This window comes from Bacillus sp. 37MA (assembly GCF_000372765.1).
GTDB lineage: Bacteria > Bacillota > Bacilli > Bacillales > Domibacillaceae > Domibacillus > Domibacillus aminovorans.
This window is the reverse complement of record NZ_KB889752.1, coordinates 3,307,517-3,333,858: the sequence shown is the minus strand read 5'-3', so window position 1 is coordinate 3,333,858 and position 26,342 is coordinate 3,307,517. Positions and strand designations below refer to the sequence as shown.

At 40.1% G+C, this 26,342-nt stretch carries 21 protein-coding genes and 2 pseudogenes; 5 read left to right on the top strand and 18 right to left on the bottom strand.

What is annotated here, in order from left to right; genetic code table 11:
• Positions 1-14 precede the first annotated feature (14 nt).
• From A3M5_RS0118335 to A3M5_RS0118315, 5 genes and pseudogenes are all read right to left on the bottom strand, one after another.
• Positions 15-653, bottom strand: a complete 639-nt coding sequence (locus tag A3M5_RS0118335; protein WP_018395232.1) for a superoxide dismutase family protein — start codon at positions 651-653, stop codon at positions 15-17.
• Between the two features lie 182 nt (positions 654-835).
• Positions 836-3,442, bottom strand: a complete 2,607-nt coding sequence (locus A3M5_RS0118330) for a YfhO family protein (protein WP_018395231.1) — start codon at positions 3,440-3,442, stop codon at positions 836-838.
• Complete coding sequence (locus tag A3M5_RS0118325; RefSeq protein ID WP_018395230.1) at positions 3,439-3,759, bottom strand: GtrA family protein; 321 nt, start codon at positions 3,757-3,759, stop codon at positions 3,439-3,441. Before A3M5_RS0118325 ends, A3M5_RS0118330 begins: the two co-directional genes overlap by 4 nt.
• Positions 3,760-3,766: 7 nt before the next feature.
• On the bottom strand, positions 3,767-4,768 hold the full coding sequence (locus A3M5_RS0118320; protein WP_026221803.1) for a glycosyltransferase family 2 protein: 1,002 nt from the start codon (positions 4,766-4,768) through the stop codon (positions 3,767-3,769).
• Between the two features lie 56 nt (positions 4,769-4,824).
• Positions 4,825-5,136 (bottom strand): annotated as a pseudogene (locus A3M5_RS0118315) (MFS transporter); the annotation flags it as partial.
• A 213-nt stretch (positions 5,137-5,349) separates the two neighbouring features.
• Here A3M5_RS0118315 and A3M5_RS0118310 point away from each other — a divergent pair.
• A complete protein-coding gene (locus A3M5_RS0118310) occupies positions 5,350-7,638 on the top strand; it encodes an S-layer homology domain-containing protein (RefSeq protein ID WP_018395227.1) in 2,289 nt (762 codons plus the stop codon).
• A 108-nt stretch (positions 7,639-7,746) separates the two neighbouring features.
• Here the strand turns inward: A3M5_RS0118310 and A3M5_RS0118305 are convergent, their stop codons facing one another.
• The 3 genes and pseudogenes from A3M5_RS0118305 to A3M5_RS26900 all read right to left on the bottom strand — a co-directional run.
• Positions 7,747-8,511: a MerR family transcriptional regulator gene (locus A3M5_RS0118305; RefSeq protein ID WP_018395226.1), complete on the bottom strand. Its 765-nt coding sequence runs from the start codon at positions 8,509-8,511 to the stop codon at positions 7,747-7,749.
• 180 nt (positions 8,512-8,691) lie between these two features.
• Positions 8,692-9,678, bottom strand: a complete 987-nt coding sequence (locus A3M5_RS0118300; protein ID WP_018395225.1) for a glycerophosphodiester phosphodiesterase family protein — start codon at positions 9,676-9,678, stop codon at positions 8,692-8,694.
• 105 nt (positions 9,679-9,783) lie between these two features.
• Positions 9,784-9,984 (bottom strand): annotated as a pseudogene (locus A3M5_RS26900) (MerR family DNA-binding transcriptional regulator); the annotation flags it as partial.
• Positions 9,985-10,254: 270 nt separating this feature from the next.
• Here A3M5_RS26900 and A3M5_RS0118290 point away from each other — a divergent pair.
• Positions 10,255-11,988, top strand: a complete 1,734-nt coding sequence (locus A3M5_RS0118290; RefSeq protein WP_018395223.1) for an ABC transporter ATP-binding protein — start codon at positions 10,255-10,257, stop codon at positions 11,986-11,988.
• Positions 11,989-12,150: 162 nt separating this feature from the next.
• Here A3M5_RS0118290 and A3M5_RS0118285 read toward each other — a convergent pair whose 3' ends face one another.
• From A3M5_RS0118285 to A3M5_RS0118270, 4 genes are all read right to left on the bottom strand, one after another.
• Positions 12,151-13,584 (bottom strand): MDR family MFS transporter, encoded by a 1,434-nt coding sequence (locus A3M5_RS0118285; RefSeq protein WP_018395222.1) that lies wholly within the window; start codon positions 13,582-13,584, stop codon positions 12,151-12,153.
• Positions 13,585-14,123: 539 nt separating this feature from the next.
• Positions 14,124-14,774, bottom strand: a complete 651-nt coding sequence (locus A3M5_RS0118280; RefSeq protein ID WP_018395221.1) for a TetR/AcrR family transcriptional regulator — start codon at positions 14,772-14,774, stop codon at positions 14,124-14,126.
• Between the two features lie 18 nt (positions 14,775-14,792).
• Positions 14,793-15,821 carry an ABC transporter permease gene (locus A3M5_RS0118275; protein ID WP_018395220.1) on the bottom strand — a complete coding sequence of 343 codons (1,029 nt, stop codon included), beginning with the start codon at positions 15,819-15,821 and terminating at the stop codon, positions 14,793-14,795.
• 1 nt (position 15,822) lies between these two features.
• Positions 15,823-16,548, bottom strand: coding sequence for an ABC transporter ATP-binding protein (locus A3M5_RS0118270; protein ID WP_018395219.1), 726 nt, complete (start codon positions 16,546-16,548; stop codon positions 15,823-15,825).
• Positions 16,549-16,699: 151 nt separating this feature from the next.
• Between A3M5_RS0118270 and A3M5_RS0118265 the strand changes: the two genes are divergently transcribed.
• The 3 genes from A3M5_RS0118265 to A3M5_RS26235 all read left to right on the top strand — a co-directional run bounded on the left by A3M5_RS0118265 (position 16,700) and on the right by A3M5_RS26235 (position 18,422).
• Positions 16,700-17,140: a YtoQ family protein gene (locus A3M5_RS0118265; protein ID WP_018395218.1), complete on the top strand. Its 441-nt coding sequence runs from the start codon at positions 16,700-16,702 to the stop codon at positions 17,138-17,140.
• A 115-nt stretch (positions 17,141-17,255) separates the two neighbouring features.
• A complete protein-coding gene (locus tag A3M5_RS0118260; protein WP_018395217.1) occupies positions 17,256-18,050 on the top strand; it encodes a TatD family hydrolase in 795 nt (264 codons plus the stop codon).
• A gap of 72 nt (positions 18,051-18,122) precedes the next feature.
• On the top strand, positions 18,123-18,422 hold the full coding sequence (locus tag A3M5_RS26235) for a LysE family transporter (protein ID WP_502685424.1): 300 nt from the start codon (positions 18,123-18,125) through the stop codon (positions 18,420-18,422).
• Here the strand turns inward: A3M5_RS26235 and A3M5_RS0118250 are convergent.
• The 6 genes from A3M5_RS0118250 to A3M5_RS0118225 form a co-directional block, all read right to left on the bottom strand.
• Positions 18,405-19,121, bottom strand: coding sequence for an EcsC family protein (locus A3M5_RS0118250; RefSeq protein WP_018395215.1), 717 nt, complete (start codon positions 19,119-19,121; stop codon positions 18,405-18,407). The two genes, A3M5_RS26235 and A3M5_RS0118250, sit on opposite strands and share 18 nt — an antisense overlap.
• A gap of 147 nt (positions 19,122-19,268) precedes the next feature.
• Complete coding sequence (locus tag A3M5_RS0118245) at positions 19,269-21,125, bottom strand: ABC transporter ATP-binding protein (RefSeq protein WP_018395214.1); 1,857 nt, start codon at positions 21,123-21,125, stop codon at positions 19,269-19,271.
• On the bottom strand, positions 21,122-22,846 hold the full coding sequence (locus A3M5_RS0118240) for an ABC transporter ATP-binding protein (RefSeq protein WP_018395213.1): 1,725 nt from the start codon (positions 22,844-22,846) through the stop codon (positions 21,122-21,124). Before A3M5_RS0118240 ends, A3M5_RS0118245 begins: the two co-directional genes overlap by 4 nt.
• Positions 22,843-23,325: a MarR family winged helix-turn-helix transcriptional regulator gene (locus tag A3M5_RS0118235; protein WP_018395212.1), complete on the bottom strand. Its 483-nt coding sequence runs from the start codon at positions 23,323-23,325 to the stop codon at positions 22,843-22,845. The genes A3M5_RS0118240 and A3M5_RS0118235 overlap by 4 nt, the downstream gene beginning before the upstream one ends.
• 229 nt (positions 23,326-23,554) lie before the next feature.
• Positions 23,555-25,459 (bottom strand): FtsX-like permease family protein, encoded by a 1,905-nt coding sequence (locus tag A3M5_RS0118230; protein ID WP_018395211.1) that lies wholly within the window; start codon positions 25,457-25,459, stop codon positions 23,555-23,557.
• On the bottom strand, positions 25,434-26,204 hold the full coding sequence (locus A3M5_RS0118225; RefSeq protein ID WP_018395210.1) for an ABC transporter ATP-binding protein: 771 nt from the start codon (positions 26,202-26,204) through the stop codon (positions 25,434-25,436). Before A3M5_RS0118225 ends, A3M5_RS0118230 begins: the two co-directional genes overlap by 26 nt.
• Positions 26,205-26,342: the final 138 nt, after the last annotated feature.

Here is a 26,342-nt window from a genome sequence, read left to right as displayed (position 1 = left end):
TATCATATCGTTCATTATTTATCCGGTAACGCTTCACTAATGACGCCGCATGCGATACGGTCCCCGGCATCACCAGCTGGCTGTGATGTATTATCGTCCGCTTTCGCATGAATGACAAGCGCTGTTCCGGCTTCACTAAGTAGTGAATTTTGTTCACCTTGTTTTAACGTCACTTGATCAGCTATCACTTCTGTTTGAGCCGCTCCATCTTTTCCTACTTCAAGATTAGGGAGATCGCCCGCATGTGGACCTTTTTCATGGTCAACACCGTGGCTAGCATGTGCCGGATTAAAGTGTCCGCCAGCTGATTCAAAGTTCGGTGCTTCACATTTTCCAGTTTCATGAATATGGAATCCGTGCGTTCCCTGTTCCAGCCCTGAAGCTTCCAGACGGATGAGAACGCCTGCATCCGTTTGTTCCAATTCAGCAGTTCCTACTGTTTGTCCTTCTCCGTTCGTTAATTCCGCCATTGCCGTTTCGGCTAGTTCTGCATCCTCATTTACCGTATCTGTTTTTTCTTCGTTCACTGTCACGTCTCCAACTGTTTCTTCACTGTTGCCCGTTGTCTCTGCCTCGTTATCCTTGCTGCTTCCACAAGCACCGAGTACAAAAACCACCATTAGAACGAAAGTTAAAATTAACCAGCGCTTCATCTTCTCTCTCCTTCCTTTTATATGTACTACTACAACACTGTACACGAAATGTAAGGAAGTTAAAACTCAAAATGTTTATTTAGCACCAGGAAAACTCGGCAAAAATGTAGACATGTCCAGCCATTATAATAAAAAGGAAAAATTAACATAATTACAGTTATAAAACATAATCAATAATTCCTTTATTCTTTTTTTAAATGAAGGGCATTTTTTCGCCTTTTCACAAAAAACTCAAATAACATCGCTGTGAGAAGTCCAGCAAGCGTCATGAAAAGAGACAGCTTAAAATAAGGAGGATAATAAATAAGGTGTATATTGTTTTTTCCTTCTTTTAAAGCAAAAGATGTAAATGCATAATTCGCTTTTTCGATCGGCTGTTTTTCACCGTTTATCTGTAGTTCCCATCCTTTTTCATAAGGAATGGGCAGTATCATATATTTTTCCCTAGAATCATTATCAAAGTCAATCGATAGTTTGTTTTGTTTCCACTCGAATTTTAGATTGTGAGCTGCTTTTTCTGTTGCGTTTCTAAGTTCATGATAATCCTCTTTATAAAACTTCAGTTCTTTTACGATGTAGGATCCTTCCGGTAAACGAATGGACACTTTTTCACTTTGTGGGACCCTGATCATCAAATCATTTACCCCTGTTTTGTAAATAGAATCCCCGTGTTTTCTTGATGTACGGTAGTCGTTTACTTGAAGGGAAAAGCCTTTTCCATTGATATTTTCAATGTACAAGCTGATATAAACATCGCCATCACCTACGACCTGCTGTTCAGGGATCAGGTCTATTCCTCCTGTTTTTTCTGTAACTGTCAGTATATTATTTTTGTAGATTGCGCCTATTGATTCAATCAGAACATCATTGATAAGATTTTTTTCTTTTGTGTAGCCTTTCACCTGTTGATTTTCTTTTCCCAATATGACTCCTTCTAGCATCGCATGTTCCCTTTCGAGTGGAGAGGCGATCTGTAAATCTCGTTCAGAAAACACGTTTTTCGTTGTCCGTATAAAAGGAAGCGGCATCGTATTTTTGTATACAACATAATGTTCGGATTCCACGAATTTTTCAAAACCGTACGGTGCATTCACGTTTTTGTTTTTCTCTCTCAACCAGTAGTTTGCCTGCAGCAAGCTGTGCAGATTCGCTCTATTGCCAAGCGTAGCATAACGGCTAACACTCTCTCTGCCCATATCAATTTTCAAATGATGCCAGTAAAAATACAATAACTCTTGATTGAAAATACTGGAATACAAACTCGTCCCATTAAAATTTTGCACAATTGGCGTATTATTTCGCACCCCATTCATCCAATCAATTCGAAACAGCCGATGACCTTCTTCTTTTTTTATTTCTTCCAGCAGCTGCCGTTGTTCCAGACTATTGTATTCCGTACTGTTCAAAAACTCACTTGAGACGGTATGAAGAGGACCTTTTTCAGACATCATATATTTTCCATAAACATTGACCGCAAGAATACTTGACAGCAAAACCCATACTTGCAGCATCAGCAAAGCGCCGTTCTTTTTTTTCCAGATGAATAAAAGAATAAGAACAATCGTAATGGATAACGTCATAAGTAGGACACTCACTTGTACAGAGGGTTTCAGCGTGTTTTGTTTAGAATATGCACTAGAAATATAAAGAACGACAGCTCCTGTCATAGAAGCAAGAACCCAGCGAACATTCACTTCCTTTAAGTGATGCAAACCTGCTGCCACTAAACCCCCTGCTGTGAAAGAAAGTAAATACTCCCAACGATATTGCGGAGCTGAAAAACCATTAAAGACACTTCCTGCCAATGGGCTGAAATGCAGGACGATAAACAAGAAGCTGAGATAGGCAAATAATTTAAACACATGATGCCGGTAAATAGAAACTGTTAATACTAATAGAATAAAAATAGCTGGCAGTATGATGTATCGGCTTGAAAACAAAATATCATCACTGAAATCAAATAATGGTACTTCTTTTTGATAGGGAGGACGATGATTATTAAAATACCCATAAACGGCCGGTATAAAAGAAATGGCACTTATACAAAAGCTAATCAAACCGCTCACAAAAAATAGCTTCAGTTGTTTCCACTTATGTAATTCACCTTCCGTCAACGGAATCATCCACCGAAATAATACAAAGATCAACAAAAAAATTAAATTTATGTAAGCGAAGTAAAAATTACTGATTAGCATAAGTGAGACAGTCAATATGAACCAGCCCGGCTTCTCTTCTCGAATTATTTTTTCGATTCCTAATACAAGAAGCGGGACCCAAAGCATCGCGTCTGCAAAAAATTCCCAAAAAATTACATGGCGAAAATACATGACAGACAATCCATAAACAGCCGCTCCTGTAAAAGCAGCTATTGTATTGATGTTCATGTACCGATATACAATTGTGGCTGCCATTAAAATGAAACTTAACCGAAGAATGCTGACAATGATTGTGGCATTCATCCAGAAAAGGAGATCCGGGGGGCTGATGATATGAACAGACTCCATAAAAAAAACAACGCCTGCTGTCACTAGAAAAACAATAGAGGTTGAAAAATAGTACGCTAACTGACTATAAAATCCGCCTCCAAGGCCAAATTGCCATGAATAAAAAAAGTTACCTTGTTTATAATTTTCATAAATGAATGTTTTAAATGGAACTATTTGTGAAAGTCCATCATTGGGCCCTATCATAAACCGGCCATTAAACCATTCCTGCAAAAAAAAGAAATGAGCGGCTGCCGACAGAAGTATACTGCTGATTAATATAAGTATTATCAACTTTTTTCTCATCCACTGACACTCTCTTTTTTCAAGATTTTCCCTGTCAAGATAAACGTCATCGGCACCGTTATAAATACAGCGAGAATCGGTGTAATTGTACTGCTAATGTGAAAGTATTCAACGAACACATACATAAAAAGAGAAGAAATGGAAAAATTGAAAGCTTGAGACAAAGGAAACTTTAAAAACTTTACCAGCGTTGGTTTCACTTTAAACGTAAAGTAAGAATTCAAGAAAAAAGAAAGAACAAAACTAAATAAAAAAGCGATGACATGAGAATACATGTAGCTGAACACTGCCATGGCATGAAGCAACAAATAAATCATGTAATAATTAAAGGTATTGATTACCCCGATTACGATGAATCTGATAAATTCTTGGCCGGTTCTTCTCATGAGGCACTCCATTCATAATATTTGTTTCCTGAATTAAATAAGTCGGGCGCTTTTTCGTTTCATAATAAATCCGGCCAATATACTCACCAATAACACCGAGGCTTAAAAGCTGAATGCCCCCGAGTAAAAGAATGGCTGTAATAATGGTGAAATAGCCGGGAACATCAACCCCATTTTCCATAATTTTAATAAATGTAATGATGCTGTACACAACGGAAAGCATTAGAATGAAAGCACCGGTGTGAAAACAAGCCCGGAGCGGCCTGTTATTAAAAGACAAAATTCCGTCCAAACCGTAATTCAGCAATTTTGAAAAAGACCACTTCGTTTCCCCGTTTTCCCGAATCACATTATCGTAATCAATTATTTTCTGTTCCATCCCAATCCAGGAAAACAGTCCCTTAGAGAAACGCTGGCCTTCATTTAACGCTAATGCCGCTTGAACCGCTCTTTCGCTAAGAAGCCTAAAGTCCCCTACGCCATCCTTGAGCTCCACATCGACCACTTTATTGACCACCTTATAATAAGTGGCAGAGCAAAGCCTGCGGAAAACACGGTCTCCTTTTCGGTTTCGGCGAGCAATAACCTGATCATATCCCTCTTCATATCCCTTCATTAAATCCGGGATTAAACAGGGAGGATGCTGCAAATCAGCATCCATTATAATAACCGCTCGTCCGCTAACATGCTGCAAACCAGCAAAAATTGCAGCTTCCTTTCCAAAATTCCGGGAAAAAGAAATATACTTTACATTTGGCGTTTTTGTAGATAATTGTTTAATTTGCTGAAGCGTCCCATCTGTACTGGCATCGTTAATAAACAGCACTTCAAAATCATATGAAAGGCTTAAAAATTCTTTTTTAATCTTTTCATAAACTAATTGAACGTTCTCCTCTTCATTGTAAGCCGGAATAATAATAGAAATAAAATTCATATCCATTAGCTCCTTCTTTTTTATAATGGCATTTTGTGAACAGCTTTTTCATTGAATGACAGCCCAATAATGAGCGGCACAGCTCCCTGTGTAAATATGAAGCAGAGAGAACCGATAATATTCAAAATTAATCCACCATATGTAATTTTCTTACAGTTAATTTTATCTGCCAGTCCCCCGACAGCAACGATCAAAATACCGGAAAATAAGGCTGTTAAACTGATTGTCACATTCAACAAGCCGAGCAAAATGCCTAAATCCGACTGTACAGCCGGCACGATGTTGACCATTGACTGAGCAAAAAACCAGAATACAATAACCCCAAAGACAATACCAGTTATCAGTTTATTAGTCCCTTTATTAATTGCCTTCATAATAATCCTCCTTGTTTTTCTGATAACTGATTAATGCCTTTAGTGTGTACTTAGGTGATAAAAATCATCCTTAAAAAAACAATTGAAGTAAACTCCACTCTAACCAAAAAATCAATTTATATGATTTCACTAGTTATAAAAATTTAACATGAACCATCCATTTTCAAGCATGTTATAATTTCTTTGTATCTTTTAATAGAGAAAGGGGATCATATGCGAAAAGTTGGAGGGAGTTTAGCCGCTTTTCTTTTTGTGTTTACGTTCGTTTTCCACGTTTCTGCCCAGTTTTTCAGCGATGTGGATCGCCATTGGGCAAAAAAAGAAATCGAAGCACTCACAAATGAAGGCGTTATTTCGGGCTATGAAGACGGGACATTTCGTCCTTATACAGAAGTGACAAGAGGCCAGTTTTTAGCTTACCTTGTTCGGGCTCTTGATTTACCAGCGGGAACATCTACGTTTCCGGATGTCCCACCGACAAGTCGGCTTTATGAGGATATTGCTGCAGCGAAAAAGGCGGGCCTCATTTTAGGTAATGCGAATGGACAAGCGCTTGCTAATCAGCCCGTGACAAGGTCTGATGTCGCAGTCATGCTGGACCGGGCGATGCAGCTGAAAGGTAATTATACAAACCGTGCTCCGCTTACATACAAAGATGCGGTCAAAATCGGCAAATATGCGTATGACGCTGTCGAGCGCATGACAAATTATGGTCTAATTAAAGGTACAGGTGTTGATACATTTGAGCCAGGTAAAATTGCCACGCGCGGAGAGTCGGCCGTTTTTGTATACAGAATGATGACAGCACTTGACCTAATTAACGGCAGTACCGAACCCGTTCCAAATCCCACGCCTGCTGATAATCAGGAAGTCGTTATTCCCATCCATAGTGATCAGTACATAAAAGTACGGATGAATACAAAGGGGGTGCCGCTCACATATGATAAACGAACGACAGAGGCACATGTTTTATCAACGGATGAACATTATTATTATCATATGGGCAACACCTCAAAACCGCTAGGCTCACTGCAGGTGACGCTGCGCAAGCTCGATAATGGAGATACATTTGCTTTTACAAAATTCCTTCACAACGGCGACAATACGTATTCGGCCTCTGTGATTCTGCCATTCCAGCAGTCAAATGATTATTCGATCGCCAAGTATTCCGCACATGGAACCGTTGACCAATCGCATAATAATACGTTTGGCGTTGACAAAACGTCTCATCCAACCGGTATTTTATCAGTGAAGAATGGAGTCAAAGTCACAAACGAAGTGATGATGAGCAAAAACTATATCTCCGTACAGCGCCAGACGAATTATGCGAACGGACAGCGTTCTGTTATTCGAGAATTACTGGATGAGCGTGAAAGCTATCAAGTACTGACGAATCCATCACAAAATCTTGTGACGGCACAATTGAATATGTCAGTTCAAGGGAAAGCCATTTCCGAATCCTGGGCACTTCTGTCCGAACAACCGCTGTTCGCAAGCGAAACAAATCGGAATGACTGGTTCAAGAGAACAATTCTCGAATACGGATCGATTAATAACTGGTTTACAGCAGATGGTGCTTATACGAAATTGCCGTGGTCGATTGAGCCCAGTCATCAAATGGGATACGGGCGTAACATTAACCGATTGCAGGGCGGCGTTTATTTAACCGCTTATAACAGCAATCAAGAGCGCTACCTTCACGACTTGGTTGTGAATGCTGTTGCCGATCTTGATGTATTTTCAGGCGGTGCTGTCACTGCTGGAGAAACCCCCGTTTTCGAAACAGAATATACGAGTACATGGCTGAAAAAAGCTTACGGTACAACTGCTCCGTATGTAGATACGCGTCTTAATGAAAATGCAGCGCTTTTCTTGAAAAATACAGGAGAAGCACTCAATATTCCACAAATTGCGAAAGCGAATTTGCGTTATGCAGACTTTCTGATCAACCAGCGAAGCCTTGGTAATACGATATCTGTAACTCCATCCGGCTACTTAATCGCCGATTATTATAAGATTGGTACAGGCAGTAAGAAAACGCACGCGTCCCTGAATCATGCACTCGGGGAAATGCGTTTTTTGCTAGAAACGTATAAACAAACCGGCAACACAACATACTTGACGACCGCACGTGAAATAAAAGATGGTATTGAAAACCTTCATCCAAAATGGATCCGTCCGAGCGGTGACCTTTGGTATCAGGTAAACAGCGACCTTACCTTTGCCGGAGAGGATTACCCGGATTTAACATTGATGGACTTATTATTGAGCCAAAATGTCTTTGCCGAAACGGGCATTCCGCGCAGCGAGATTTTTGATCAATTGATCCGCACAAAAACGACCTATCTTGTCGATAACAATATTTCAATCATTAAGCCAGTCGTTCAACTTCTTCGCGATCAAGGCTTCGGTGATCTCATCAATGGAACGTATCGTGCAAGCTCTAGCAACGTAGATCTTAATGAACGTCCGAAAGACACACTTGATTTGCTAGCAGAGTAAAATTAAAATGACGTGCTAAATTCCAATTATTCAGCACGTCATTTTACCTTTTTCATTTAATCTAAAATCAATGTCTCCTTCAGATTAAATGATTCAATGCTTTTCTGTTCAACCTTTCATGCCCGTATAAATATGAATGGCATTTCTTAAAAACTCGGCCCCACCCGGCTGTTTTTCATCGTAATATGCTTTAAACCTTTCGTCATCCACATACATTTGGGCGAGACCTGCATGTGCTTCTTTACTGTATTCACTCCAATAGTACATGAGCCATTTCTTATGCAATTCAGCTGCCTTTTGGCCCAACTCACCAGCTGGATCGCCATTTTCAAAAGCTTGCGCTAATGTTTCTAATACTTGTTTCTCTAAATTTGTCACCGCCTCATAATCTTCTTCGGTCATATTCATTACTTTTGCATTTGATTGATCAATCGTTTCATTACTATATTTTTGTCGAATTTCTTCACCATATTTTTTCTCATTATCATCGATCATTTTTTGCTTAAACCCTGTAAACTTTTCTTTATCCGTCATATTCGTTCTCCCTTCTGTTAAAGCAATGGTTTTATCCACATTCGCCAATAACAAATCTAATTGTTTCCTTTTCGCAAGGAGCTTTTCGCGGTGTTCTCTCAGTGCGGCCGCACCGTCAAAGGAAGATGCCGTTACGATCTCCTTTATACTGTCTAAACTTACACCTAATTCTCTGTAAAAAAGGATTTGCTGCAACTTGTCAACTTCCGATTGTCCATAGATTCGATATCCTGATGAATTGATTCTTGTTGGCTTAAGAATATCGATTTCATCATAATACCTGAGTGTTCTGGCGCTGACACCTGCTAGATTAGCCAGCTTTTGCACTGTATACTCCATCCGCTCACCTCCTTACAAATGTAACGATACACCTTTACGCAACGTCAAAGTCAATCGCTTTGTTATATATTTTTTATTAACGAATTATCATCATATAAAAACACTAAAACACTTTCTTAAACAAGAATAGGGCTTTCCCCATTCCGTTATTCACTGACTTTTAGGATAGCCCGTTCTCTTTTATTCGTTTTGATACAGAGGTGCGATTTTATCAATCCGATTAGTCCAAATGCCACCGGTATAGTTTTCTGGCAGACGTTTTATATCTTCAGGTTGATCAAACCCACTTGAAAAATCACTTCCATTCCCGCCTACAACGATGACACGGGCATCAACTTTATCCATTCGATTAAGAAACTTGTTCGACCATCCCCATAACCAAGGGGCAATTTTTTCAGGAATATGCAATTCTGTATGTTCACAGGCTGATGGAACATATCCTGTCCATCCTATGCCAATGTATGGGAGTAAGCAGCTTTTCATGGTGGATTTTGACATCACTCGGATGTCTGGCAGATTTTCTTTTAAAGCCGCAATCGGTTCATCTCCTCCATAGACAGTCAACTGACTAAGACGTTTTGCTGGCAGTTGAGAAAGGAACTGAGCAAGTTGTTCCCCTTCTTTTGAATCGTTGCTTTTAATGTGAATTAAAAACGAATGTTCCGGAAAATGAGTAAGTACCTCTTCAAGTGATGGCATAAGTCCCACTCCTTTACCACGAAATGGATAGGTTTTTCCATTATCGGCTGTGTATCCGTAGCCAATATCCATTTTCTTCAACTCTTCCATCGTATAATCTTTCGTCACACCCTCCATGTTCGTGCGACAATCGAGAGTCCAATCGTGAAAAACAGCAAATTGTCCGTCTTTGGTTGGTTTTATATCAAATTCAATGATATCAGCCCCGGATTGAAACGCCGCTTCCATAGATGGAATCGTATTCTCCAAGTAAGGATGATCTGGCTCATATATACGCTCAGCTGTACATGTTTCATTTGTAATGCCTTCCATTGTGAACGTTTGGGCGAGCCCCCGGTGAGCTAAAAGCAAAGGTTCCCTACTAGGCTGTTTAATAAAAAAAGAACTGTTATTTAAATAAATAAATGCAATGAGTACAAGGAAAAGCAAAAATACTCTGCTTTTGATCATTTTTTTAAACCTGTTCATTTTATGCTCCTTTTGATAAAAGATAATGTCTTTACTAAATTATCATCTCTGTTTTAGTAATAAGTTCTTTAAGCATGATTACCTCCTCCCTTGTACTGTCTGCGTTTAAAGACAACATGGAAAAACCTGATCTACTCTTTTCTTATAGTTCTCCGGTTTAATCGTAAATCTGTCTACCATCGCTACAGCTTTTTTCTCATTCGAATAATAGCGATATCCCGAATTAGCCACTTTTGCAGGCTTCAATAACCCGATCTCGTCATAAAAGCGAAATGTCCTCACTGCAATATTCGTCTTTTTAGAAAGCCTTCCTGCTGTACATGAGCTTCATCCTTTCTTACTTTCATTATAAAGTCTACCGTTAACGTAATGGTCCAGAGGGCGGGGACGCTGGTGGAATGATTATTGCAGAAGGGACCCTGAGCAAGTTGCAGCTGTGCAAGGTTCTTATACTGGCGCTTTTTTGAAATTAAAGTAAGATGGATGTAAAGGAAACCGTGAAGAGCTTTAGGCACGTAGGAACTCTTCACTCCCCACTACTATAAAGAAAGATCACATTGATAGGAGCTGCAAGCATTGGAAAAACAACAAAGTGGCCTAAAGCCATTTATCTCTCTTATTTTATCAACCAATATCCCTAAGGTAGCACTCATTATCGGATTAACGGCAAGTTTACTTACAACTCTTGCAGGCCTTGTTGTCCCTTTACTCACAAAGAATTTAGTAGATGGTTTCCCAGTGGCATCATTAAGCATTCCTCTCATGATCGGCATTGGAGTAGCCTTTATCATCCAAGCGGTGATTAGTGGAGTCTCTATCTATTTGCTAAGCCTGGTTGGCCAAAAAATAGTGGCAAGATTACGCGATCGCATGTGGGTAAAACTGATTCGATTACCAGTCAGCTATTTTGATAAACAATCAAGCGGGGAAACCGTAAGTCGGGTCGTTAATGATACAAGCGTTGTGCGGGATTTAATTTCGAATCACTTCCCACAATTTATTACAGGAATTGTTTCTATTATCGGTGCCATTATTATCTTACTTGTAATGGATTGGAAAATGACGCTTCTCATGTTAATTTCTGTTCCAATTACATTGGTGATTATGATTCCGCTCGGACGACAGATGGCAAAAGTCTCACGTGGTTTACAAGATGAAACCGCCACTTTTACAGGACATATCCAACAAACGCTTAGTGAAATCCGCTTAATGAAATCCTCAACCGCTGAACAAAACGAAGAAGCAAGAGGATTAACAGGGATCGAAAAGTTGTTGGGCTTCGGATTAAAAGAAGCACGGATTTTTGCCTTAATCGCACCTATCATGTACCTTGTCATCATGGTCGTTATTGTAATGATTATTGGTTACGGCGGCATGCGTGTGGCAAATGGGTCGATGTCGACGGGATCACTCGTTGCTTTTTTGCTTTACTTATTCCAAATTATTATGCCGATCACATCCTTTGCGATGTTCTTTACTCAATTACAAAAAGCAAAAGGAGCAACAGAGCGAATTATCGACATTTTAGAACTGTCGTTAGAAGATGGACAAGACGGTTTAGAAATGGATATTACAAACAAGCCGATGCGTATCTCAAATGTGTCATTTGCTTATAGTGAGGATGAACCTGTACTCGAAAATATCTCATTAGAAGCACAGCCTGGTGAAATGATTGCTTTCGCTGGACCAAGCGGCGGCGGGAAAACGACGATGTTCGGATTGCTTGAACGGTTTTACGAACCAACTGCAGGTGAAATACGAATCGGGCAAACTCCTATTAACGAATTATCGCTTGCATCATGGCGCAGCCAAATCGGTTACGTTTCTCAAGAAAGTGCCATGATGGCTGGGACGATTCGTGAAAATTTATGTTATGGCTTAAAGAACCCCGAAAAAATAGCGGCTGAACGTCTATGGGAAGTTGCAAAAATGGCATACGCAGATCAATTTATCGAAAAATTCCCAAAAGGACTAGACACCGAAGTTGGAGAGCGTGGTGTGAAATTGTCAGGCGGGCAAAGACAGCGTATCGCCATTGCGCGTGCTTTTTTACGAGATCCTAAAATTCTCATGATGGATGAAGCAACGGCAAGCTTAGACAGCCAATCAGAAAGTATCGTACAAGAAGCTCTCACACGATTAATGGAAGGTCGCACGACATTCGTCATCGCCCATCGATTATCCACGATTGTCGATGCGAATAAAATTGTTTTTATCGAAAAAGGACAAGTAACCGGCATCGGAACACATCACGAATTAATACAATCACATGAATTATATCGTGAATTCGCTGAGCAACAGTTGGCCTAGTGGAGAGGCCCCCATTGGATAAAAATTACTCATGTTGTTTCAAAGTTCTCTTCACATTAGCTTTGATATTACAAAAGACGATCAAAAAAGAACACCAAAAAACGGATTTCTCTTACATCAAGAAATCCGTTTTTTTATTGCCTTTATCACTGATTCTATCACTCAATTATCATCTGTATCAAAATCCGGAGCGATAGCTTTTTTGATAGATAAAGTGATAACGAAAGCAACAATACATAAACCTAATGCAAACCAATAGGCATGATGTACACCGACAGTCATCGCTTCATTCATTAATTGCTCTGTTATTGGGGCTGTTTGTTCTTCAACATGACTTTTACTGCCTTGGGTCATGATACTGACAAAGATCGAAACACCAAGTGCCCCTGCGACAGGCTGCAATGTGTTCGAAATGGCTGTGCCATGCGGATATAAATGCTTTGGCAATTCATTTAACGCATTCGTTTGAGCTGGCATCATGATCGCCGAAATAGACAGCATCAATAGTATATAGACAATAATGAAAGACCATATTGGTATCGAAGGATTGATATTACTAAAGAATATCATGACTCCGATTAACACGATCGTACCGGGTATGATTAATTTCCTAGGTCCATACTTATCAAATAACGTACCCATCACCGGTGACATTAGACCGTTTAATAACGCACCCGGCAACAGCAATAATCCCGCTACCTTCGCGGTATATCCGAGAGGCCCTTGCAAATACATTGGCATCACAATTTCAGAAGCAAACATCGCCATAATAACAATGACAAAAACACTGACTCCTTGTGCATAACTTTTATATTTAAATACCCGAACATCTAACAAAGGTTCTTCTAACTTTAATTGGCGCAGTGTAAATAAAAGCAGGCTGACCAAACTGATTAAGATAATGGAAATAATCGTTGCTGATAGAAACCCTTCTGGATTCTTCCCGGCACTGCTAAAGCCATACACAATTCCGCCTATGCCAATTGAAGAGAGGATAATAGATAGAACATCTACTTTAGGACGTGTGACCTCACCGACATTTTGTAAATACTTTAACGCAAATACTATTGAAAATAGTGTAAATGGAATAACGGATATGAATAGCCAGCGCCAGCCTAACATATCAACGATAACTCCTGATAAGGTAGGACCCATTGCTGGAGCAAACATAATGACTAAACCAAAGGTTCCCATGATTTTCCCGCGGACTTCTGGTGGGTAAAGTAAGAGCAGAGCATTCATAATAACAGGTATTAACAGTCCAGTACCGACAGCTTGTATCATACGGCCGGTTAACAGCATGGGAAAATTCACCGAACAAGCAGCAATAATGGTCCCGATTAAAAAAACAGTCATGACCCCAATAAACATTTGTCTTGTCGTGAACCATTGAATTAATATGGCAGACATAGGCATTAAAACGCCCATAACAAGCATAAATCCAGTCGCTAACCATTGGACAGTTGGAGCATCGACATTAAATACAACCATTAGCTTTGTTAAAGCAATATTAAGCAGTGTTTCGTTCAATATGGCAAAAAATGCACCAATCATGAAAGTAATTAATATAGCTTTCGTATTTATTTTAGGTTTCATATAATTCCTCCGCGTAATAGATTGATTCTTAATAGACGGGATAAAAGTTCATTATTGATTTTTCATAAAAACAAAAAACCTCCTATTCATTTTTATGAATAGGAGGCAATGAGTACAGAACAAAAAGAAATGTAAAAAACCATCATCAAAATTTCTGATTGTCTATATAAGTACATTACTAATCCTATTCAAAAAAGCATCGTTAAAAGATGACAGTTTTCTGAACAGAAAAAGATCGTACTACACTCATCCATTTTTAAGGCTTAGTTTTAGGAAAAAGCACAGATATATCCCGTTCAGAAAATGGTTTCGCAAATGATAACGAATATTTTTTTCATAACAGGATTATAAAATCATGTACTTTTCCACCTTCCGTTTTTTGTTATCTTTATTTAAACAAGTATTTCTGCATAAGTCAAACACTGAATGAAATAGGACCCTAAAATCACGTATCTCAGTATAGTTAGCAGGTTGTCAGTTAAGCAATGACGCTTTTAATAACCGCAATCGATAGGCATTCATCGCTGTTTCCCCCAAATCTATTTTTCAGGAGATAATCCGTTCATTAAAAATTGAATCGTTCTTTCAATCTCTGTATTGTCATCCCATTCTTCCTCCGGCGCGAGCAAATAACGGGCAATGATATAGCCGAAAATAGTCGATAACGTCACTCGTATAATCGTGTCAGGCGGCATTCCAATGATTTGCCCTTTTGCTTGGTAATGTTCAACAATCTGTCTAAGCCGTTCAATTATTTTCTGGGCAATATGTTCTTTAAATTGTTCCCTTAACTCTGGCTGAAAAGGAATTTCTTGAATGACTATCCGAAAAAGCGGCATGTTATTTTTAAGAAATTTTATTCGATTCTCGATAATTGCTTTTATAAAGTCTTCAAAGTGATCAAAGTCATGATTCAATACTTTATTAAAATCCTTTATTACAAATGGAGCGATCAGCTTTGCCATCGTTGGGGCAACAATAGCCATAAGCAGATCTTTTTTCGTTTTATAATGTCTAAAGATGGTTCCTTCTGCTACACCCGCTTTTTTGGCGATTTCACTTGTAGACGTTGCAGCAAACCCTTTTTCCGCGAACGACTCAATAGCAGCTGCTACGATTTTCTTCTGTTTTTCTGTTAACTCCTCCGCATTATGGAATAATTCTTCTATCATTTTATCTTGTTGAGACATTTCGAGCTCCTTCACTTCTTATATTTTCCGGTATTTTTTGAGTGCCAAGATGTTTATTATCATAAACAAAATAGAGAAGCCCAACAAGACAAAGACATCCCTGTAAATTTCATCCCACCCATAGCCCCTGACCATGACATCTCTTAATGCATCGGCAGCATAATACAAAGGAGTGAAAGGTCCAATCCAACTTAGCCATTCAGATATAGTTTCTAAGTTAAACAACCCCGAAAAGAAAATTTGCGGCACGACGACGATCGGGATAAACTGAATCATTTGCAGCTCATTATTAGCGAATGATGATAATAATATTCCAAGTGTGAGAGCTGTAAAAGAAAGCAGCAAGATGATTAACAGCACATACAAAAACGCACCTTCCATAAGCACATCTAATACATAAATGGTATACGCGGCAATAATCGTTGTTTGAATCATCGTGAAAATTCCAAAGCCAAGTACATACCCTGTGACAATCTCCCATTTTCGCAACGGCGTAGAAAGAAGCCGTTCAAGCGTTCCAGTTGTTCGTTCCCTTAAGAATGAAACGCCTGCGATCAAAAACACAAAGAAAAATACAAAAAATCCAAGTAATACGGGTCCAAAATAATCAAATTGGCCCATCTCAGCAGAACCATGGAGAAAGTTCACCTTAGGCTCTAAGGCAGTGTCATTTCCCTGCAAAGGTTTAAGTGCCGTTTGAATCCATTTAATAGCAGCTCCGTTGACAGTAGGATCGCTGCCTTCCAAAAAGACAGCAGGTGATTGATTGTTAAATACTAAATAACCGTCTATCTCTTGAGAGGATAAGTCTTCTTTCGCTTCTTTTTCATTCTTATATTCAGTGATTTTCGCATCAGACACATCGATTTGATCCACTATGGGTTCAGGAATATGAACAAATCCAATTTTCGGAGTATAATCATTGCCGTTAAAGACTAAATGCAGCATAGTCAATACAAGGATCGGAGCAAAAATAAGCAATCCCATCGTTCTCTTATCCCGGACGATCTGCCGCAAAATCCTGATAACTAACGCCGTAATCCTCATATTAAGCACCTCCATATACAAGAAACGCTTCTTCAATCGTCGCGGAATTTGTTTTTTGTTTTAACTCTTCTGGAGTACCAACTGCAATTAAACGGCCATCCCGAATCATTCCTAACCGGTCACATTTTTCCGCTTCATCCATGACGTGTGTTGTAACAATAAGAGTCGTCCCTTTATTCTTTAATTCATTGAAAGCTTCCCAAATACTTTTCCGCAGCACTGGATCAATGCCTACAGTCGGTTCATCAAGAATCAAAATTTCAGGCCCATGAAGAAGGGCAATCGCTAACGACAGCCTTCTTTTCATTCCTCCAGAGTAATTGGAGACGAGCTTATGAAGGTGATCTGAAAGGTGAACAAGCTTCATCACTTCTTCTATTCTTTGTTGCTGCTGTTTTCCTTTCAACCCGTACAAAGCTGAAAAAAATTGAAGGTTTTCCTTGGCTGATAGTTCTCCATAAAGGGCATCGGATTGAGCCATATACCCCACTTTTTCAATCAGCTTTAAAGACGGTATTTTTTCTTGAAGCAGAAAATTCTCTCCTGATGTCGGAGTGTCTAACCCAGCTAGCTGCTTAACTAACGTAGTCTTGCCAGCACCTGATGGGCCTAATAAACCAAATATTTCACCCTCCATGATTTCCAGGCTAATCTCTTTCAGTACTTGCTGCTTTCCAAATTGTTTTGAGACGTGACGAATCGAAACACGCACTTTTATCGTTTCCACTATTTCCCCTCCTCAGTAAATTAGTGAGTTAATGAGTGAGTACTCACTATTATATTATGCTGTAACTTACTGTTTATCAACTTAAAAGTGTTACAGCAAAGAAATGAAAACGATGCTATACTGAAGGAAATATATGTTAGGTGGATGAATGATGAGATTAACTGTTTACTTGGCTGGAGAAATTCACAGTTCCTGGCGGGAAGAAATTAAGCAAAAAGCAGAAGCGCTCAAACTCCCTGTCGACTTTGTTGGCCCAATGGAAGACCACGGCCGTTCCGATGATATCGGAGAAGAGATCCTAGGCAAACAACCCGACGCCATCTTCCGCGATGCGGCGGCATCAAGCTTCAATAATTTGCGCACAGAAGTGCTCATACAAAAAGCGGATCTTGTCATCGCGCTGTTCGGTGAGAAGTACAAGCAGTGGAACACGGCTATGGATGCGAGTGCGGCCGTCTCTTTCGGCAAACCGCTCATCCTAATCCGTCCGGAAGCACTGCATCATCCATTAAAAGAATTATCCAGAAAAGCAAATGCCACAGTCGTAACCGTCGACCAGGCCATTAAAGCGCTTGCGTATATATTTGAATAAAACGGCAAAAGGGCCGTCCCGAAGATCAGTGAGTAACTGACTTTTGGGCAACTCCTTTGCTAATTAGAGAAATTGATTGATTGATTGATTGATTGACTGTGAATGGAGGATTCCAATGGAGCACTCAATTATTGATGCCCACATTCATTTAGACTTGTATCATGCAGCCGAACAGGCCATCATTTTAAAGGATATGAAAAAATATGGAGTGCAAGCACTCATTTCTGTGTCACAGCATCTTGCTTCTGCTCAAGCCAACTTATCATTGTCCCAAAAAGACAACCGGATCAAGCCAGCTTTCGGATTTCATCCGGAACAAGCGCTGCCCGGAGAAAAAGAATTGAATGAACTAAAGCTTTTTATCGAGAAACACCATGCAGAAATGGCGGCCATTGGAGAAGTAGGACTGCCCTATTATTTGAGGAAAAAAGATTCCCGCATTCCAATAGAACCGTATATTGAAATACTGGAACAGTTCATCTGGCAGGCTGTGGCGCTAAATAAACCAATTGTGCTTCATGCTGTTCATGAAGACGCGCCTATCGTCTGTACACTGCTGGAGAAACACTCAATCACTAAAGCCCATTTTCATTGGTTTAAAGGTGACCAGAAAACGATGGAACAAATGACGAGCAACGGCTATTTTGTTTCCATCACACCTGATGTCTTGTACGAACAGAAAACTCAACAGCTCGTCAAACAGTATCCATTGTCACACATGATGGTTGAAACGGATGGGCCTTGGTCATTTGAAGGCCCCTTCAAGAGAAAAATGACCCATCCAAAAATGATTCATCACACGATAGAAAAAATCGCTTCCATCAAAAAGACGGAAGCGCAGGAAGTGTACGATATACTATACGAAAATACGAAACAATTTTATTTCCAGCTAGTTGATCCTGTTGAATAACAAAAGAGAGTGTTATGTTAGCCGCATTACTGCACGGCATCGCATTAGCGTTCGGGTTAATCCTTCCACTTGGTGCCCAAAACGTCTTTATTTTTAATCAAGGAGCCTCCCAGTCGAAGTTTAAAGGGACCATCCTCGTTATCACTTTGCGATACCTTACTCATTTTATTAGCTGTGCTCGGCGTCTCTGCCATTGTGTTAACCATCCCTATATTGCAAACGATCTTTTATGCAATCAGACTGTTATTCCTAATTTATATGGGCTGGTCGATTTGGAATAGTAATCCCGCCAACTTAAGCCAAAAAGAAACAGCGATGCCGCCTAAGAAACAGATCCTACTTGCTATGTCCGTATCACGGAGTTACTTTTAATAATCGCAGCCGATAGGCATTCATCGCTGTTTCCCCTAGACGATCGAGAAGATTATAGTTTGCATACACCCCTACAACCGCTCCAATACCTGGAATCAATTGAAACATTTTCACTAAATCAATATAGTCCCGATATTCCTGCTGAAACTCCCGCCAGTCTATATCGGCAAGCATCTTCCGTTGTTCTTCCCAATTTTCAATAATATGCAGCATTTCCTTTCGTTTTTCATCACTTGAAAAAGCAAGCTGAAACACGTGAAGAATAAATAGACGTTCCTCATATTCATTCGTATCAAACCCGTAAACAGCAGCTGCCTCAAACAAAAACTTCATTTTAATGGATAAAAGCAACGGAAAATCAGCAAGACCAAGCAAAATACCACCTGCGCCTGTCCCAGCTCCTTCAATAACCGCTGTTTTCCGAAAAGATAATAATTTTTTCTTGAAAAGCTCATCCCTTTCATAAAGACTCAATCCTGTTGCCTGCCGCCTGTTAGTCGTTATATTTGAACCAACAAGTGTTGTCTTTACCATACTTTTAATACTTACTGTCATCATTTTATGGACTTTCTCCGGAATTAGCTCGTTTACTTTCATTTGTGCTTTCTTAGATACTTGATTTATAAGGCCTGACTGTTTGATCATTTTTCTTTTCCAAGCTTGCAGCTCATTATGTATCTTTATACTATAGTCAGTCATTTTCCACCACCCTCTTTCCTTTCATTAAAGTATGCGAACGAAGGCGGTAATGTTTCCATTCGTTTTGACGAAGATCGTAAAGAAAAAAGGATGATCATTCAAGATAAAAAAGGCTCGATTTCCATTTGGAAACGAGCCCCTTCCTATTTATCCTGCTTTTTCAGAGAACTGACTGTTATAAAGATCTGCGTAGAACCCATTTTTCTCTAAGAGTTCTGAATGCGTTCCTTGCTCAATCACTTTTCCTTGGTCCATCACAAGAATCAAATCAGCATCCTTAATCGTTGAGAGTCGATGGGCAATAACAAAGCTCGTTCGCCCTTCCATCAACTGGTTCATCGCCTGTTGGATGAAGACTTCAGTCCGCGTATCCACACTCGATGTTGCTTCGTCTAATATCATGATTGGTGGATCTGCGAGGACAGCTCGCGCTATAGTCAGAAGTTGCTTTTGTCCTTGTGAGATATTCGATGCTTCTTCGTTTAAAATGGTTTCATATCCATCGGGCAACGTGCGAATGAAATGATCAGCATGAGCTGTGCGAGCTGCTGCGAAAACTTCTTCGTCTGTTACGCCGCTTTTTCCGTAAGCAATATTATCTTTAATCGTTCCATTAAAGAGCCATGTGTCTTGAAGCACCATTCCAAAGCTCTCCCTTAGATCATGTCGAGACATCTCCCATGTATCTAGACCGTCGAGCTTAATCTTCCCGCCATTCAATTCATAAAACCGCATCAAAAGATTAATCATCGTCGTTTTTCCAGCGCCAGTCGGCCCAACGATCGCGACCGTCTGTCCTGGCAAGACCTCGATGTTCATATCTTCAATTAACAAGTCTTCTCCATATCCAAAGTCCACGTGTTCGAAAGTAACAGCGCCTTGTGCTCTCGTTAAGCTAGTTGTCGTTATTTCTTTTGTTTCTTCTTCTTCGTCGAGCAGTTCAAAGACGCGCTCAGCTGCTGCGACGGTTGACTGAATGATGTTTGCAATGTTAGCCGTTTGTGTGATCGGCTGTGTGAACTGCTTTGAATAGGTGATAAATGCTTGAATATCACCTATTGAAATAGCACGTTGCGTCACTAAAATCCCGCCGACTACACTGATTAAAACATAGCTTAAATTCCCAATGAAGAACATCATAGGCATGATAATCCCCGATATGAACTGAGCTTTTCGTCCCGCTTCATACAATTCTTCATTGACCAGATCAAACTGAGCGCCAGCCTTTTTCTCATGTCCGAATGCTTTCACAACTTGATGACCGGTGTACATCTCTTCAATGTGCCCATTTAATTGACCAAGTGTACGCTGTTGATCCGCAAAATGCTTTTGAGACCTTTTCAAAATAGGCCGGATCACAAAAATGGAAATCGGCAAGCTGACAATTGAAATTAACGTCAGTATCGGACTGATCGACAGCATCATAATGATAATCCCAACGATCGTAACAATAGATGTGATAAACTGCGTCAAGCTTTGTTGGAGTGTGCTGCCGATTGTATCAATGTCATTTGTCATACGACTCAGTGTTTCTCCGTTCGGACGCCCGTCAAAGTAGTGAAGCGGAAGTTTCTCAAGCTTTTTATTGACGTCTTCTCGAAGGTCATACACTGTGTTTTGTGCAACACTGGACATAATGTACTGCTGTACATAATTGAACAAGCTGCTGAAGACATATAGTCCAGCCAGAACGAGAAGAATCTGGCCAATTTTATCAAAGTTAATAGCTGCTCCCGGTATTCCTTGAAACTTCCCATAGGCGCCTTCAAATAATTCCGTAATCGCCGTCCCCATAATTTTAGGACCAACAATCATAAAGACTGTACTTAAGATGGCGGCGAAGAAAACGGCGAGCAATTGGTTACGGCGCGGTTTTAAATAGGTTAACAGACGTCTCAGCGTCCCTTTAAAATCTTTTGCTTTTTGTCCCATCATCATCATGTTGCCGCCGCCTGGACCGTGTCCCATCGGCCCGCCGCTTTGAGGTTTTTTTTGATTACTCATGCGATTTCCTCCTCTGAGAGCTGGGACAGGGCGATTTCACGGTAGACGTCATTTGTCTGAAGCAACTCTTCGTGTGTACCTATGCCAGCTATGCGCCCTTTGTCTAACACGATGATTCGGTCCGCTTCGACGACCGTACTAACACGCTGGGCAACGAGTAACACCGTCGCATGTTTTGTTTCCTCTTTCAGCGCGGCGCGAAGTTTAGCATCTGTTTTAAAATCAAGGGCAGAAAAGCTATCATCGAGTATATAAAGATCTGGTTTTCGAATGAGAGCCCGCGCAATGGACAACCGCTGTTTTTGTCCTCCCGATAAATTCGAGCCGCCTTGTTCGATGTCTGCCTGATAGCCGCCTTTCATTTTACTAATAAAATCTTCCGCTTGCGCAATACGAGCTGCATGCTCGATTTCATCCTGTGTGGCGTTTTGTTTTCCAAAACGAATGTTATCAGCAATCGTACCTGTAAAGAGCATGGCCTTTTGCGGTACAAAGCCAATTTTCGAACGGACTTCCTCTTGCGATGCCTCACGGATATCAACACCATTGACGCGGATGGTTCCACCTGATATGTCATAAAAACGAGGAATCAAATGGACGAGCGTTGATTTCCCTGAACCTGTTCCACCGATGATGGCAGTGACTTCACCTGGACTTGCGGTAAAGCTAATATCTGATAATGCTGGTTCTTCTGCTCCCGGATAACTGAACGTCACATGGTCAAATTCAAGGGTACCATGTTCACGATCCGCCTTTGCTGTCCCTTCATCTCGAAATGCCGGTTCCATATCAAGAACTTCGTTAATCCGTTTTGCTGATACGGCAGCGCGCGGCACCATCATGAACATCATAGAAGCCATGACAAGCGCGAACATGATTTGCATCACATATTGGATATACGCCATCAAGTCCCCAATCTGCATTCCACCGTTATCGATGCGAATCCCGCCGAACCAGATGATACCGACAACCGTCAAGTTCATGATGAGCATCATCACGGGCATCATGAATGCCATGACTTTATTCACTTTAATCGAGATATCAGTCAACTCTTTATTCGCTTGCTGAAGACGTACTTTCTCTTCAGATTCACGATTAAAGGCACGAATGACACGAATTCCCGTTAGGTTTTCTCGTAATACAAGGTTCAACCGATCCAATCGTTTTTGCACCGTTTGAAACATAGGCACCCCTTTATACAAAATAAGTAGGATCGAACCAATCAAAAAAGGCATTGTGACGACAAGGACGAGTGATAATTTAGCGTCTTTTGACACAGCCATAATGACGCCGCCGACTAACATAATAGGTGCGCTAATAACCATACGAAGCATCATAATAACCACTTGCTGAACTTGCGTGATGTCATTAGTCGTTCGTGTAATAAGTGACGCCGTTCCCACTTCGTCAAACTCTTGAAGCGAAAACTTTTCAACATGATTAAAAACTTTCCGGCGAATATCGCGTCCAAGCCCCATCGCCGCTTTAGATGAATAATAGCTTGCGATAACAGAGGCAGAAGCGCCTATTGCTGAAACTAGCAGCATCCAGCCACCAATTTCCCAAATGTAAGGAGTATCTCCTACTACGACTCCTTTGTCGATAATGTCCGCCATTAATGTAGGCAAAAAGAGGTCCGACATGGATTGAACGAACACAAGACCGAAAACCGCTGCAACAATCCACTTATAAATGGATAAGTTTTTCAGTAATTTAATCACTTCGTATCCTCTCCTTGTTCTGTTGCTCGCGCTTCTAAATAAGTAGCAATTTGCAGATTCGCTTTAAGCAGCTCTTCACACTGCTTTTCAGTGAGCGATTCAACTGCGGATTGGAATGTTTGATGAACACCGTCTTCCTGCAATTGAATCGTTTTAATAAATATTTCTCCTTTTTCGCTGAGCGACAACTGCATCTCCCGCCTGTTGCCTTCCACTTGCTGACGATTAAGCCAACCTGCTTGAACGAGTCCGTCGACTGCTTGGCTCAGTGTGCTTTTTGGAAGAAATGTTTTCTCTCCAAGGCTCTTTTGTATCATTTCCTTATGAGGTGCAATCGTCATCAAAATGGAATATTGTGGGATTGACAAACCATTTTCTATTGCGGTCTTTTGAACAAATCGCATCAAATTCTTCTGCACGTTCCAAAATGAACGCAATAGTTGTGTTGAACGCATGAATCTTTGATTTTCACTCTCCATTCAAATATCACCACTCTTCCGTTTATAAATAGGTTTAAATAGTTCTAAATAGAACAGTTCTTTTATGATCGTTCTTGAGTTTATCTCTTTTTCTCCACATAGTCAAGCTGGATACATAAAAAAAGTACCTATCCTCTGGCACTTTAACGCACCGGGGACAGGCACCAAAATTCAGCCTTCTTCATTTAAAATTGTATCGATATCCTTATACTTTTATTGTTCCCCTTTATTAAATTAGTGACTTCTTCAAGTTGCGTAAATAACGATAACGAATGAAGAAGAAATAAATGAATTGAGCAATGAGAAAACTGGCAAGAACAATGATCACCTCTGTTGCAATTGATAGAGCAAAAAAGCTCTGCAACGCCATAAAGGCAAAAGCACTATGAACGAAAGCTACTGCAATCGGAACAAAGAAAAGTAAAGCAAGCTGGCGGGTAACGATTTTGTTCAATTCCTGATCGGTTAAGCCAACTTTCGTAATCGTTAAATATTGACGTCGATCGTAATCCAAGTCCGCATAAAGTCTGAAGTATAAGAAACTGCCGGCTGCAATGAAAAAGACAGCGCCAATCAGTAACGCAACAAATAACATCATTTTAAACATACTCATTTGATTATCATATAACGTTCCGCTTACCGTCATAGCATAGGAACTATCACTAGATGGAAACGCTCTGCCATCTTCGACTAGATTTTCTGCCATGCCAGCCGTCTTCTCAATTTCTTTCGCATAAAAGCCAGTGTATATTTCTATGTTTTCTGTTGAAAGCTTTTCAAATAGTTCATCACTAACGACAAGTCCTTCCTCTAGTATGAGCTGAAATGGAAAGACTACATGCTCCGAAGACTTATTATGATAGAGCATTATGCCTTTCTGTTTTAATGTATAAGTAGTCGGTTTAAAGTACTCAAAGTGCGATGTTAGCATGGCCAGCGTTTCATTTCTAACAAGTGGCTTCTCTGTCACATCAAAGCCTGCTTGGTTGGACATTTTCTTATAGTCTGAAAAAGAAACAATCAGCAGTTTTTCAGATGGATAAGAAGCGGTTGACGAAGCGATATCTACGTATTTAATTGGAACTTGAATCGTAGAATAATCTACATTATTCTCATGTAATTCTGTTTCAATTTGTTGTAAATTTTGTTGGTGATTCGCTTGGTCATCTTTCGCAATATAGCTAATTGCCGCAGGATAGTCTACTTCAAATTGCTTGGTCATGACATTCATGGAAGCGAGTGTGCCAACTGCACAAAAAGCCACTGTGGAAACAATCGTTACCATGAAAAACATCCGTGCATTATCTTTTAAACGGTACGCTAAACTTGAAATTGTAATCATATTCGTTTTTTTCCAAAACAGTGATCGGTTTTTTTGAAGCATTTTCACAATAAAAACCGATAGCTGCGTGTAGAAGAAATACGTTCCGACAATCGTCATACTAATCACCGGCAACATACGGAACATCAATGATTGCATCGTTGCGGTTGCGGCTAAATAATAGCTTGCTAAAAGCAAAATGGCTGAAACAAGCGATAAGAAGACCGATACTTTCGGTTCTTTTTTCGGTTTTTCTCCTGCTTGAAATAAATCGATTAACTTATTTGTTCGCACGAGGATGGTAGTGAATAACGATATACAAAAGAAAAGGAACAAAAAAGCACCAATCGTAAGTACTAGCGCTCTTACTGATAAATAAAATGGCAATGACTCAATACCAACCATGTTTGAACCAACCATTAAAAATAGTTTTCCTGTCAAGATTCCTATAACAATACCTGTCAAAATGGCCCCTACACCAATCAGCATATTTTCTAAAAAGACCATGCGATTTAGTTGACTTCTCGTCATGCCATGCATCATTAAAATGCCGAATTCACGTTTCCGTGACTTTAAAAAAGTGCTGACAGAATAGAGTACAAACAAGAAAGAAAAGAGATACATAATGACTTCAGCCGCTGTCATTAATTGAACAGCAAGTATTGCGGTCACACCTTTTTGAATATCCGGATGAAAAATAAAAAGCGCATATACAAAGAAAATCAAGACTGAAAAAGCACTGCTTAAAAAATAGGCTGCATAGGTCCGTTTGTTACGGACTACATTTCTAAAGACGAACTGTGGAAAGGTCATGGCTGTCCCCTCCTAACAAAGCGAGCATATCAATAATCTTTTGGAAAAATGCCTGACGGTTATCACCGCGATAGATTTCATTATAGAGTTGTCCATCTTTTATAAAAATGACGCGATGGCAATAGCTTGCAGCGACCGCATCGTGCGTAACCATTAAAGCCGTTGCACCATCTTCTTTATTAATAGATGTCAATGTTTCCATCACGTCTCTCGAAGATTTTGAATCTAAGTTGCCAGTCGGTTCATCGGCTAAAATAAGGGATGGTCTATGTATGATCGAACGAGCGATCGCTGTTCGCTGCATTTGTCCTCCAGAGATTTCATACGTTCGTTTTTTCAAAATTTGATCGATTCCTAGTTTTCCCGTCACCTCGCGGAGCTTTTTGTCCATCTCACGAACACTTTCACCATCAAGTGTGAGCGGCAGGACGATGTTTTCTTCAACTGTAAGTGTATCGAGCAAATTAAAATGTTGAAAGACGAAGCCAAGCTCATGTCTCCTAAATAACGCTGTTTCTTTTCGATTTAACACATGTGGATTTTTTCCATTAATAAATATTTCACCAGATGTTGGCCGATCAATCGTTGCAATTAAGTTTAGGAGGGTCGTTTTCCCACTCCCTGAAGGACCCATAATCCCAACAAACTCGCCTTTCTCTATCGAAAAATTTATATTGTCTAACGCTTTATGCGCAACTTTTCCTTCATAGATTTTTTCTATATGTTTCACATCTAAAATCGACATTCACTTCACTCCCTGTTCAAATTGTCTCTTTATTTTATCTAGAATTTGGCCCATTCGACTATTTAATAATCTTACAGTTAGCTTACACATTTGTAAGGTAGACGAAGGCAAAAGAGGATTAAATGGTGGAAGTGAAGG